This is a genomic window from Pseudogemmobacter sp. TB195, from assembly GCF_058313095.1.
The window spans coordinates 193,266-205,366 of record NZ_JBZEGG010000005.1 but is presented as its reverse complement, the minus strand read 5'-3'; the positions used below and the strand labels follow the sequence as shown (position 1 = coordinate 205,366).

At 63.7% G+C, this 12,101-nt stretch carries 9 protein-coding genes; 7 read left to right on the top strand and 2 right to left on the bottom strand.

Translation table 11 applies throughout. The features are described 5' to 3' along the window. The first annotated feature begins 24 nt into the window (after positions 1–24). The 4 genes from AC4FS3_RS07745 to AC4FS3_RS07730 are packed head-to-tail and all read left to right on the top strand — an operon-like array spanning position 25 to position 5,980. Positions 25–753: an SOS response-associated peptidase gene (locus AC4FS3_RS07745; RefSeq protein WP_491020056.1), complete on the top strand. Its 729-nt coding sequence runs from the start codon at positions 25–27 to the stop codon at positions 751–753. Further along, positions 737–1,339, top strand: coding sequence for an ImuA family protein (locus tag AC4FS3_RS07740; RefSeq protein WP_491020053.1), 603 nt, complete (start codon positions 737–739; stop codon positions 1,337–1,339). The genes AC4FS3_RS07745 and AC4FS3_RS07740 overlap by 17 nt, the downstream gene beginning before the upstream one ends. Continuing rightward, on the top strand, positions 1,266–2,741 hold the full coding sequence (locus AC4FS3_RS07735; protein WP_491020052.1) for a Y-family DNA polymerase: 1,476 nt from the start codon (positions 1,266–1,268) through the stop codon (positions 2,739–2,741). Before AC4FS3_RS07740 ends, AC4FS3_RS07735 begins: the two co-directional genes overlap by 74 nt. After that, the gene (locus tag AC4FS3_RS07730) at positions 2,738–5,980 is read left to right on the top strand and encodes an error-prone DNA polymerase (RefSeq protein ID WP_491020051.1); all 3,243 of its coding nucleotides are present in this window, start codon (positions 2,738–2,740) and stop codon (positions 5,978–5,980) included. Before AC4FS3_RS07735 ends, AC4FS3_RS07730 begins: the two co-directional genes overlap by 4 nt. Before the next feature lie 212 nt (positions 5,981–6,192). Here AC4FS3_RS07730 and AC4FS3_RS07725 read toward each other — a convergent pair whose 3' ends face one another. Continuing rightward, entirely contained in the window at positions 6,193–6,801 is a 609-nt protein-coding gene (locus AC4FS3_RS07725; RefSeq protein WP_491020050.1) for a response regulator transcription factor, read from the bottom strand. Further along, positions 6,798–8,849, bottom strand: coding sequence for a PAS domain S-box protein (locus AC4FS3_RS07720; protein WP_491020049.1), 2,052 nt, complete (start codon positions 8,847–8,849; stop codon positions 6,798–6,800). The genes AC4FS3_RS07725 and AC4FS3_RS07720 overlap by 4 nt, the downstream gene beginning before the upstream one ends. Before the next feature lie 201 nt (positions 8,850–9,050). Between AC4FS3_RS07720 and AC4FS3_RS07715 the strand changes: the two genes are divergently transcribed. The 3 genes from AC4FS3_RS07715 to AC4FS3_RS07705 all read left to right on the top strand — a co-directional run bounded on the left by AC4FS3_RS07715 (position 9,051) and on the right by AC4FS3_RS07705 (position 12,092). Then, positions 9,051–10,055: a TRAP transporter substrate-binding protein gene (locus AC4FS3_RS07715; protein WP_491020048.1), complete on the top strand. Its 1,005-nt coding sequence runs from the start codon at positions 9,051–9,053 to the stop codon at positions 10,053–10,055. Between the two features lie 85 nt (positions 10,056–10,140). After that, positions 10,141–10,773, top strand: coding sequence for a TRAP transporter small permease (locus AC4FS3_RS07710; RefSeq protein WP_491020047.1), 633 nt, complete (start codon positions 10,141–10,143; stop codon positions 10,771–10,773). Beyond that, entirely contained in the window at positions 10,770–12,092 is a 1,323-nt protein-coding gene (locus tag AC4FS3_RS07705; protein WP_491020046.1) for a TRAP transporter large permease, read from the top strand. Before AC4FS3_RS07710 ends, AC4FS3_RS07705 begins: the two co-directional genes overlap by 4 nt. The last annotated feature ends 9 nt before the right edge of the window (positions 12,093–12,101 follow it).

Below are 12,101 nucleotides of genomic sequence, written 5' to 3'. Positions count from 1 at the left end.
AGGCCGGACATCTGATAGCAAACGATTTGGTCAAAAGTCTTCTGCAATCCTGACAAGAGAGGGGCCGTCCACATCTGCAACCTATACGCCCAGACCAAAAGCCAGGACGCGATGCGCCAGGTCTTTCGTGATGCGTTGGACCAGGACGAGGAGCTTATCGATGCCACGGGCAATCTCGCGCCAGCTCCCGGTCTCTTTCCCGACTATCCGGCACCGATCATTCGCCACGGTAACGGCCGCAACTGGACTCTGACCACGGCCCGATGGGGCATGCCGACCCCATCAGTCTATCTTTCGGCCAGGCGCCCGGATCCGGGCGTCACGAATATCCGCAATACCGGGTCCCCCCATTGGCGTCCATGGCTCGGGCCAGAGCATCGCTGCCTCATTCCCTTCACCAGCTTCTCCGAACCCGATGGCCGACCGGGAGCAGCTCGCAACAGCCCGGTCTGGTTTGCCCTCGGCCAGGATCGTCCGCTTGCCTTCTTCGCCGGCATCCGGACCGAATGGACCTCGGTCAGGAAGCTGAAAGAGGGCGAAGTGACCGCGGAACTCTTCGGTTTTCTGACCTGCGAGCCCAATGCCGAGGTTCGGCCCGTGCATCCCAAAGCCATGCCGGTGATCCTGACACGCCCCGAAGACTGGCGCTGCTGGCTGACCGCGGACACCAATACGGCGCTGCAACTGCAGCGCCCGCTCCCCGACGGACAGCTTCAGATCGTGGCGGAGGGGCACCATGCGGACCCTGCGTAAGCGGCTTACATATGAGAGCCATGCGGACCCGCTGCACCTTCTGAACAGCCGCGTTCATGAAGTCGAAGGGCGCGGTCGGATCGGGTTTGCTCTCTTCCAGGCCGCCCGGCTGGCGGGGCCGGTCTTCTGGATCATGCTTGCGCATGACCGGGACAGGCTGTTGCCGGGATCCCTGCCGGAAGGCGTTGCCGGGCGGCTGCATCTCATCGAGGCCCCGGGTGAGACGGATCTGCTCTGGGCTGTTGAAGAGGCTTTGCGGGCGCGGCCGGTGTCTCTGGTCATCGCGGCGCCGGAAAAGCCTATCACGCTGACCGCGGGCAGGCGGCTCCAGCTTGCCGCCGAGGCCGGCAACACCACGGGCCTTATGCTGGTCCAGGAAGGCAAAGGCAGCAATGCCGCCGAGACGCGCTGGAAATGTGATCCGCTGCCTTCACCTGCGGACTCGACTCGCCATCGCTGGGCTCTTAATAAGAACAAAAAGGGAACAACTATACTCTGTGATGTGAGCTGGAATGGCGCGACGGCTGCTGTCCATCTGGTTCCCCAGGCTCGCGAGCGATGTCAGCCTGAGGATCCGCCCGCTTGACGGGCCTTTTGCGTTGACGCTCAGGGCGTCGAACGCGGAACATCTGCATTGTCTGAACAAGGCCGCCACGGCGGCAGGCCTCCATCCCGGCATGCCGCTCGCCGATGCGCGCGCGGTTTGCCCGGCGCTTTCCACCCGCCCGGCCGATCTGATCCGCGAGGGCAGGGCGCTTGAGGGCCTCCGACGGTGGGCGAGCCGTTACGGACCACATGCAGCGAAAGACGGAACGGATGGGCTGGTCGTCGATGTCTCGGGCGTGCCGCATCTTTTTGGCGGTGAGACAGAGCTGCTTGCCGATCTCGAGGCGCGGTGTGAGCGGACAGGCGTTTGTGCAAAGAGTGCCATAGCGGAAACCCGTGGCGGCGCCTGGGCCCTGGCCCGCCATGGCGGTGGCGTGATCCCGGAAGGCGGGCTCCTGTCCCGGCTCGGGCCGATGCCGGTCAGCGCGCTTCGGATCGAACCTGCGGTTGCCGAAGCTCTGATCCGGCTTGGGCTGCACCGGATCGTCGACCTGACCAATGTTCCCCGGGCACCACTGGCGCGGCGGTTCGGCGCGGATCTTCTGCGCCGCCTTGATCAGGCGCTCGGGACCCAGTCCGAGCCGGTGGCGGCGGGGTCAGAGGCCCCGCATTTCGGGGTGCGGATGACACTGCCCGATCCGATCGGGCTGACGGCGGATGTCATGGGCGTGCTTGACCGGCTGCTCGTGCGGCTTTGCGACAGGCTGGCATCAGCCCGGATGGGCGCGCGCGCGGTCCGGCTGGAGCTGCAGCGCGTGGACCGCTCGGCGGCGGTGGTCGATGTGGGGCTTGCCCGCGCAATGCGCGATCCGGCCCGGATCTCGGCCTTGTTCCTCAAAGGGGTCGATGAGGTCGATTCCGGCTTTGGGATCGACGGGCTGCGCCTCACCGCCACAATGACCGAGCCGCTGGCCCCCGAGCAGATCGGCAATACAGAGGCGCGGGCCGGGGATGAACTCTCGGACCTGATCTCCCGGATCGGCAACCGGCTCGGGTTTGACGCCGTGCAGCGCTTCCAGCCCGCCAGCAGCCGCATTCCCGAGCGCAGTTTCGTGACCGTTCCGGCCGCCTCTGCGCCGCCGGTGCCGTTCCCGCAAGGACGTCGCCCCCCCCGGCCCATCACCCTCTTTCCGGCAGAGCCCCTGACCCAGGTCTCGGGCAGCCCGCCCGCCCGGTTCAGCTGGCGCAGGATGGGCTTTACCACATTGCGGGCGCATGGCCCGGAGCGGATCACGCCGGAATGGTGGTGCGACGACCCGGCCTGGCGTTCCGGCGTGCGGGATTACTGGCGGGTAGAGACCAGTGAGGGGCCACGGCTCTGGCTTTTCCGCACGCCGCAATCGGGATCACGGGACTGGTATGCGCAGGGGGTTTTCCTGTGACCGCCTATGCCGAACTCTGCGTGACCTCGAACTTTACCTTCCTGCGCGGGGCGTCCCACCCCGAGGAACTGGTGAAACGCGCGGCCGATCTTGGCCTCACGGCCATCGCCATCACCGACCGCAACTCGGTCGCGGGGGTGGTTCGGGCTTTTTCTGCTCTGAAGGAACTCGCGCGGGTTGCGCAGGAGGCAGGCCAAAGTCAGGGGGGGCAGGATGTTTCTCTGCCCCGCCTGATCCCCGGGGCGCGTCTCGTGCTGACCGACAGCCCCATGGAATGGCTCGCGCTGCCAACCGATCTGGCCGCCTGGTCGCGGCTCACACGGCTTTTATCGCTCGGGAAAAGGCGCGCTGAAAAAGGCAGCTGCCATATCGGTCTGGCCGATCTCGAGGAATGGGGCAGGGGGATGATCCTGATCGCCCTGCCGCCCGATCCGCTGGAAAAGAGCGGCTTCGAGCAGGATCTGCGCCGGGTTTCCGCCCGCTTTTCCGGTCAGTGCTTCCTTGGTGCGGCCCCCGTCTATGACGGGCAGGATCAGGAACGGCTCGACCGTCTGGCCGGGATTTCGCAGGCGACGGGCTTGCCCAAAGTCGCGGTCGGCGATGTGCTGATGCACCGCTCAAGCCGGCGCCCGGTCGCTGATGTGCTGACCTGTATCCGCGAGGGCTGCACCATCGACACTATCGGCGACCGGCGCCTTGCCAATGGGGAACATCGCCTGAAATCCGGCGAGGAACTGGCCCGTATCTTCCACCGCTATCCGGCGGCGCTGCGCCGCACGGTCGAGATCGCCGACCGCTGCGCCTTCCGCATGGACCAGCTGCGTTACCAGTATCCCGAAGAGGCAAAGGACGGGGAGCCTGCCCAGGCCCGCCTCGAACGGCTGGCGCGCGAAGGACTGCACTGGCGCTACCCAGGCGGCGCGCCGCCGAAGATCGTCAGCCGCGTCGAGAAGGAACTTTGCCTGATCGCCGAGGTTGAATACGCCCCCTACTTTCTGACCGTCTATGACATCGTCAGCTTTGCGCGATCAAAAGGCATCCTTTGCCAGGGCCGGGGGTCTGCCGCGAATTCCGTGGTCTGCTATCTCTTGGGCATCACCGAAGTGCCGCCTGAAAGCATCACCCTGATTTTCGAGCGGTTCATCTCGAAAGACCGTGGCGAGCCGCCGGATATTGATGTTGATTTCGAACATGAGCGCCGCGAGGAGGTGATCCAGTGGATCTATAAGCGCTACACCCGCGAATGCGCCGGGCTGACCGCCGTGGTGATCCATTTCCGCGCCCGCGCCGCAATCCGCGAGGTCGGCAAGGTCATGGGGCTGAGCCAGGACGTGATCGCCCGGCTTTCGGGCCAGATCTGGGGCTGGTCGTCTGAGGCCCCCGGCGAGGACCGGCTGCGTGACGCGGGCCTCAGCCCCGGGGACAACCGCGTGGCCCTTGCGGTGAAGCTGATCGCCGAGATCATCGGCTTCCCCCGGCACCTCTCGCAGCATGTCGGTGGTTTTGTCATCACGCAGGGAAGGCTGGACGATCTCTGCCCGATCGAGAATGCCGCGATGGAGAACCGCACCGTCATCGAATGGGACAAGGATGATATCGACGCGCTCGGGCTGTTGAAGGTCGATGTGCTGGCGCTCGGGATGCTGACCGCGATCCGCAAGGCCTTCGGCCTGATCAGGGATCACCGGCAAGAGCAGCTGACGCTCGCGAATATCCCACCCGCAGATCCTTCGGTCTATGACATGCTCTGCCGCGCGGATGCGATAGGGGTGTTCCAGGTCGAAAGCCGGGCGCAGCTGAACTTTCTGCCCCGGATGAAGCCCCGGACGTTCTATGATCTCGTCTGCGAGGTGGCCATCGTCCGGCCCGGGCCGATCCAGGGCGGCATGGTCCACCCCTTCATCAACCGCCGCCAGGGCCGTGAGAAGGTCGAAGATCTTGGCCCGGCCATGATGGAGGTGCTGGGCCGTACTTACGGGGTGCCGCTGTTTCAGGAGCAGGCTATGCAGATTGCTGTTGTGGCGGCGGGCTTCACCCCTGCCGAGGCCGACCGGCTGCGCCGTTCGCTTGCGACCTTCAAACGGATGGGCACCATCGGCGGCTTTCGCGACCGCTTTATCGGCGGTATGCTGGAACGTAGATATGATGCCGATTTCGCGGCACGCTGCTTTGCCCAGATCGAGGGCTTCGGTTCTTACGGCTTCCCCGAAAGCCATGCGGCCAGCTTCGCCCGGCTGGTCTATGTTTCGGCCTGGCTCAAGCGCCACCATCAGGCGATCTTCACCTGCGCGCTGCTGAATGCCCAGCCGATGGGGTTCTACGCGCCGGCCCAGCTGGTGCGCGATGCGCGCGATCACGGTGTCGAGGTGCGCCCCGTCTCGGTGAACGAGTCCGTCTGGGAGTGCACCATCGAGCCCCGGGCCGATGGATCGCATGCATTGCGGCTTGGATTTTGTCAGGTGAAGGGGATGCGTGAAGAGGATGCGGACTGGATCAAGGCCGCGCGTGGCAATGGCTATCCCGATGTCGAAAGCGTCTGGCGGCGCGCGGGGCTCAGGCCCGACGCGCTGGACCGGCTGGCAGAAGCCGATGGTTTCGCAGGACTTGGTCTCTCCCGGCGCGATGCCCTCTGGCAGGCGAAAGCGCTGAAGGCGCCAAAGCCGCTGCCGCTGTTCGGCCTCGACGGGGAAGGCGGGCAGGAGCCGGTGGCGCATCTGCCCCGGATGACGCTCGGCCAGGAGGTGATCGAGGATTACCTGTCCCTGCGCCTCAGCCTGAGGGCGCATCCTCTGGAACTCCTGCGCCCCAATCTGCCCGAAAGCCTGCCGGCGGCTTCGCTCCTGCACGCGACAGGCCGCATCCGGCTCACGGGCCTGGTCATCACCCGCCAGCGCCCGGGCACCGCCTCGGGTGTGGTCTTTCTTACCCTTGAGGACGAGACCGGTACCGCGAATGTCGTGGTCTGGAAGAAGATCTATGACGCTTTCCGCCCCGCCGTGGTGGCAGGGCGGCTTTTGCGGGTGACGGGGCGGATCGAGCGTGACGGACAGGTCACCCATCTGATCGCGGAAGCAATCGAGGATCTGTCAGCGCGGCTTTCAACCATCGGGCATCAGCTGCGGATCGGGGCCGAAACCGAGAGGGCAGGGGAGACCGTCAGGCCGACGCGGACAGCGGGCAGGGCGCGGCATCCGAGAGAGCAGGCGAAGAAGCTGTTTCCCAGCCGGGATTTCCATTGAGCAACCGCGCGCTGAACTGATCCTTCCGTATGGAGGTTTCTGTGCCGGTATCGAGGCTGATATCAGCCCCTTTGATGCCTGCCCCCTATTCTTCGCGGTCCAAAGCGCAAACCGGCCTGTAATGTCTTTGCGGCAGGCTGTCGTCTGGCAACCCAGCCGGGCCCGGAAGAGCCGGGATCCCCGCTGCGCTGAGCCGATCGCGGGACCTGCCTTCAGGGATCAGGGCTCAGCGCCCGCCCCCGCGCGGCGAGTTCAAGGGCATTGCGTACCCCCATCTTGCTCAGCACCTTTTCGCGATGCGCCTCGACCGTGCGGATCGCAATCCCAAGCTGATCGGCAATCTGCTTGTTCATCGCACCCGTCAGCATCAGGTCCATTACCTCGGCCTCGCGCTGCGACAGCGAGGCGCGGCGATGGTCGAAATCGCGCCGATGCACTGCCTGGGTCTGCGCGGCGAGGCCAGCGGCAATCGCGCGCAAAGCGAGATCAACGATGTGATTGTCATTGAAGGGTTTTTCAACAAAATCAAAGGCCCCGGCCTTCAGTGTCCGTACCGCGATGGGCACATCGGCATGGCCGGTCAGAAAGATCACCGGCACCACCGAGCCCATGGAATGCAGCCGTTCATAGACCTCGGGCCCCGACAGGCCCCCCATGCGGACATCCATGATGATACAGGTCATATCCTCCAGCGGCTGCGCGGCGAGAAAATCCTCGCCCGAGGCCCAGAGCCGGGTTTCGATATCGCGCGAGGCCAGCAAAAAGGCCAGCGCGTCGCGGATCGCCTCTTCATCGTCAACGATGTCAACCAGTCCGGTCATGCATCCCCCCTGCTCCCCTCAGCTTTTCCCTCGCCTGCGCCGGATCTCATGGCCGGCAAGGCGACCGTGAACACCGTTCCCCCGTCCCGCGCTTCGCGCCAGGTCAGGCTGCCGCCATGCACTTCTATGATCGAGCGGCAGATTTTAAGACCCATTCCCATACCCTGCGGCTTGGTGGTGGCAAAGGCTTCGAAAATGCTTTCGCGAAGATCGGCAGAGATGCCGGCGCCGCAATCGTCGACCTCAAGCACCACCTTGCCCGGCGCTTCCGACAGCCGGACGGTGACCGTATCGCCATGGCGGGTCTCGGCCATGGCCTCCATACCGTTGCGGATCAGGTTGATCAGCACCTGTTCGAGCAGGATGCGGTCAGCGGCCACCTCTTGCCTGACCGCGCCATCGCGCAGAAGCCTGACCCGGTGTTCGCGCGCATCGGCCTGCAAAAAGCCCAGCGTTTCATCGACCACAGCAGTCAGATCAAGCGGCTGAAAATGCGGCTCGCGCTTTTTCACCAAATCCTGGATCCGCCGAATGATCTGACCGGCGCGGTCGGCCTGACGGGCCAGTTTTTCTGTGGCGGTCCGGAGCACCTGAGGATCGGCCTTCTGGCGTTCCATCAGGTTCAGCATCCCCGCAGCATAAGAGGCGATGGCCGCCAGCGGCTGGTTCAGCTCATGCGCCAGCGTCGAGGCCATCTCGCCCAAAGTCACCAGCCGGCCGGTCCGCGCCAGGGTCTCATCCTGCAACCGGGTGCGCCGGGCCGCGCGGCGCGCCTCGGTGATGTCGATCACCGAGCCCATCCAGCCGCGATGCGCACCCATCGCGTCGATCAGCGGCGCCTCATAGACCTCGATATCAATCTCGCGCCCGTCGCGGGCAACGAAACGGGTCTCGAAGCGCTGGCTGACCGCGCCGCCGGCGGCAAGCTGGCTATGGCGCTCCTGCGTCTCGGTCAGGATAGAGGGGTCCCAATAGGGCATTGGCGGCTGATGCCCTATCAGCTCCTCCGCCTCCCAGCCGACCAGATTGCAAAAGGCCGGATTGACGAAGAGAATGCGCCCGTCATGGTCCTTGGCGCGCAGACCGACGGTCAGGCTTTCCTCCATCGAGCGGCGAAAGGCGGTCTCACTCCAGAGCCGCATCTCGGTCTCGCGGCGCCGTTTCGACGAGCGGTAGAGCACGCCAAGCGCCAGCACCGCAAAGGCCGCAAGGGCGGCAATGGCGCCGAAAAGCGCGGTGGCGCGGAAGGCTCCGGGCGCGGTATAGGCGCTGATATGCAACCAGGTTCCCCGCAGCGGCGGATCGAAGCTGATTATATGTTTCGGATTTTCCGGGGCTGCTTCAAGACGCTGGCGGCTGGCCAGAATATTGCCGGACAGATCGACCAGCACGACGCCATATTGTTCGGCGATCCACCAGGGCAGATGGCGCTCCAGCACGCGGGGCAGGGAAAGCGTTGCGGTAACCACGCCCTGGCCTTCAGCCAGCGGCACGCCGATGCTCACCAGACCATCGCGCCCGACCGCGCCATAAACCGGGCGGATCGCCCCCGCAGGGCTGGCAAGGATCCGCGTGACCAGCGCGGCATCCGCCTCTGAACCAATGGCGGGCACCGCTGATCCAGGGGCGCCATCGGCATCAAACCACAGGATCGAAACCACTTCGGGATTTGACGTGATATGGCTGCGCGTCCTTGCAGCGATCACCTGATCCGACACGCCGCCGGCATGATCCAGCGCCAGCCGGACCAGCATATCCTCATCCACACCCAGCTGGAACCGCAGGGTCTGTTCGACCCAGAGCGCGTCGGTCGCGAGTTTGTCGCGGGCTTTCTCGCCCTCGTCGCGGGCCACCAGCCAGACCAGCGCCCAGACCATGCCGACCAGAGCGATGATCGCCAGCAGCGGCACCAGGGACAAGAGATCCACACGCCTGCGCGGCGGATGCGCGATCTCCATCGCCCAGGAGCCACCACGCGGCGCCGCCCGCCCGGGTTGATCGGGAGAGCCGGGCCGGGCGCGGGCACTCAAAGGCGCGGCCTCAGTCATTGACGGGTCCGTGACCGTATTGCCTCACCCTTTGCTCCTGTTGCCGGGATCCTGTGTTGCCATATCTGTTTGCCCCCGCGCCCCATACGCAACTTTCTTGCCTTATTGCGGGAATCCACAATAGCGAAACCGTGATCACGCTGGCAAGGAAGCAAACGGAAATCCCACGGCAGGAGGGCGGTGGGATCTGAGGAGGATATCATGATCACTCGTCGTTCACTTGCCGCTCTGGCCGGCGCCGCTGCTCTCGCCCTGTCCGTGGCCGCCCCGGCCCTGGCTCAATCTGTCACCATCAAATTCAGCCATGTGGTGGCTCCCGACACGCCCAAGGGCAAAGGGGCCCAGAAATTCAAGGAACTGGCCGAGAAATACACCGAAGGCGCGGTGCTGGTCGAAGTTTACCCCAACAGCCAGCTTTACAAAGACAAAGAAGAGCTGGAGGCGCTGCAGCTTGGCGCCGTTCAGATGCTCGCGCCCTCGCTTGCGAAATTCGGCCCATTGGGCGTGCAGCAGTTCGAGCTGTTCGATCTGCCCTATCTGATGGCGGATTACGACGATCTGCGGAAGATCACCGATGGCGAGATCGGTCAGGAGCTTCTGGGCCTCCTCGATCCCAAGGGCATCAAAGGGCTGGCCTATTGGGATAATGGTTTCAAGATCATGTCCGCCAATTCGCGGATCGAAAGCACCGATGACTTCCTCGGCCTGAAGATGCGCATCCAGTCTTCGAAGATCCTTGAGGCGCAGATGCTGGCGCTGGATGCGGTGCCGCAGGTGCTGCCTTTCTCCGAGGTCTATCAGGCGCTGCAGACCGGCGTGGTTGACGGCACCGAGAACCCGCCCTCGAATATGTTCACCCAGAAAATGCATGAAGTGCAAAAGCATGCAACGCTCTCGAACCATGGCTATCTCGGTTATGCGGTCATCGTGAACAAGGCCTTCTGGGACGGTCTTGACCCTGCGATCCGCGAGCAGCTGGACCGCGCGATGGAAGAATCGACCATCTATGCCAATTCCATCGCCCGCGAAGAGAATGAATGGGCGATGGCCGAGATGGTGAAGGCCGGCTACACCACCTTCCACGAGCTGACCGAAGACGAGCGCGCCGAATGGATCGCGCGGCTGCGTCCGGTCCATGATGAGATGGCGTCCCGGATCGGCGCCGATCTGATCGCCAAAGCGCATGGCGTGCTCGGCATCGAATAATCCCGTCTGACAGATTTCCCTGCATGAACCCGGGGGCGCGGTCTCTCCGCGCCCCTTTTTTGGTCCCCTGACACGAGGTTTTGCCATGTTTCTGCGCATCCTCGACCGTTTCGAGGAGGTCCTGATCTCGGTGCTGATGGCAGCCGCCGTGATCCTGATCTTTGTTGCGGTCTTCCATCGCTTTTCGATCGGCTATGCCGCCGATCTGGTGCGCTATGCGCGCGCCAATGATATGCCCGAACTGCAATCCTGGGCGCGTTCGGTCTATTCCTCGATCAATTCGATCAAGCTGACCTGGGCCCAGGAGGCCTGTATCTATCTCTTTGTCTGGATGGCGAAATTCGGAGCCGCTTACGGCGTGCGGATCGGCATCCATGTCGGCGTTGATATGGTTGTGCTGAAGCTTGATGCCAGATGGCAGCGGATCGTGACGATCATCGCCATGTCGGGCGGCATCCTGTTCACCGCGATCCTTGTCTGGATCGGCACGACCTTTGTCTACCATGTCGGCGTCGGCGGCCAGATCTCGGCTGACCTCGAAATGCCGATGTGGATCGTCTATCTCGCGGTGCCGCTCGGCTCGGCGCTGATGTGTTTCCGCTTCATCCAGGCGCTGCATCTTTATGTCACCACCGGCCAGATCGTGCATCACGAGCATGGTCATGTCGACGGCATGGATGACGCGCCGGCACCCGCCAATGGAGGTGCCGCGAAATGACCGCACTAATCATCTTTGCCATTCTGACCGTGCTGCTGGCGACCTCGATGCCGGTGTCCATCGCGCTTGGTCTGACGGTGTTCAGCTTCCTCTATTTCTTCACCTCGATCCCGATGGACAGCATCGCGCTGAAGCTGTTCACCGGCATTGAGAAATTCGAGATCATGGCGATCCCCTTCTTCATCCTGGCGGGGAATTTCCTGACCCATGGCGGGGTCGCGAAGCGAATGATCGCCTTTGCCACTTCGATGGTCGGGCACTGGCATGGTGGCATGGGTCTTGCGGCCGTGGTGGCCTGCGCGCTTTTCGCAGCGATTTCGGGGTCAAGCCCGGCGACCGTGATGGCCGTGGGGTCGATCATGATCCCGGCCATGGTGAAAATGGGCTACCCGCCGCAATTCGCGGTCGGCCCGGTGGCGGCGGCCGGGGGGCTTGGCATCCTGATCCCGCCCTCGATCGTCATGGTGATGTATGCGGTGGCCACATCGGGGATGATGGCGACCGGGCCGGATGGCGAGGTCGTCTTCTCGCCCTCGATCGGGCAGATCTTCATCGCAGGCGTGGTGCCCGGGTTGATCCTGGCTGCGATGTATGCGGCCACCACCGTCTGGCGGGCCTGGAAGAACGGCTATCCGCGGCTGCCGCGCGCCGGCTGGGCCGAGCGCTTTGCCGCGTTTCGCAAGTCGATCTGGGGTCTTTTGCTGATCGTCATCATCATGGGCGGCATCTATGGCGGTATCTTCACCCCGACCGAAGCCGCAGCGGTCTCGGCGGTCTATGCCTTCGTCATTGCGGTCTTTGTCTATAAAGACATCCGGATGCGCGACGTGCCGAAGGTGCTGCTGACCTCGGCGGCGATGTCGGCGATGCTGCTTTACATCATCACCAATGCCGTGATGTTCGCCTTCATCCTGACCTCGGAACAGATCCCGCAGCATATGTCGGACTGGATCGTCAGCCTGGGCTTTGGCAAGATCGGGTTCCTGCTGATGGTCAATATCATGCTGCTGGTGATCGGCATGGTGATGGAGCCTTCGGCGATCATCCTGATCATGGCGCCGATCCTCTATCCGATTGCCGTGAAACTGGGGATCGACCCGGTCCATTTCGGCATCATCCTGATCGTCAATATGGAGATTGGTCTTGCGACGCCGCCGGTTGGGCTCAACCTCTATGTCGGATCGGCGATCTCGAAACTGGGCCTGACCGAAGTTTCGAAATCGGTTGTACCCTGGCTGCTGACCGCGCTGGTTTTCCTGATGATGATCACCTACATCCCGGAAATAACGCTGTTCCTGCCACGACTTATGGGGATGTAGCGGCGATTT

Excerpts from the sequence above, each read along its gene's own strand:
- AC4FS3_RS07740 (WP_491020053.1), top strand. The coding sequence starts at position 737 with ATGCGGACCCTGCGTAAGCGGCTTACATATGAGAGCCATGCGGACCCG.
- AC4FS3_RS07735 (WP_491020052.1), top strand. The coding sequence starts at position 1,266 with ATGGCGCGACGGCTGCTGTCCATCTGGTTCCCCAGGCTCGCGAGCGAT.
- AC4FS3_RS07725 (WP_491020050.1), bottom strand. The coding sequence starts at position 6,801 with ATGACCGGACTGGTTGACATCGTTGACGATGAAGAGGCGATCCGCGAC.
- AC4FS3_RS07720 (WP_491020049.1), bottom strand. The coding sequence starts at position 8,849 with ATGACTGAGGCCGCGCCTTTGAGTGCCCGCGCCCGGCCCGGCTCTCCC.
- AC4FS3_RS07715 (WP_491020048.1), top strand. The coding sequence starts at position 9,051 with ATGATCACTCGTCGTTCACTTGCCGCTCTGGCCGGCGCCGCTGCTCTC.
- AC4FS3_RS07710 (WP_491020047.1), top strand. The coding sequence starts at position 10,141 with ATGTTTCTGCGCATCCTCGACCGTTTCGAGGAGGTCCTGATCTCGGTG.
- AC4FS3_RS07705 (WP_491020046.1), top strand. The coding sequence starts at position 10,770 with ATGACCGCACTAATCATCTTTGCCATTCTGACCGTGCTGCTGGCGACC.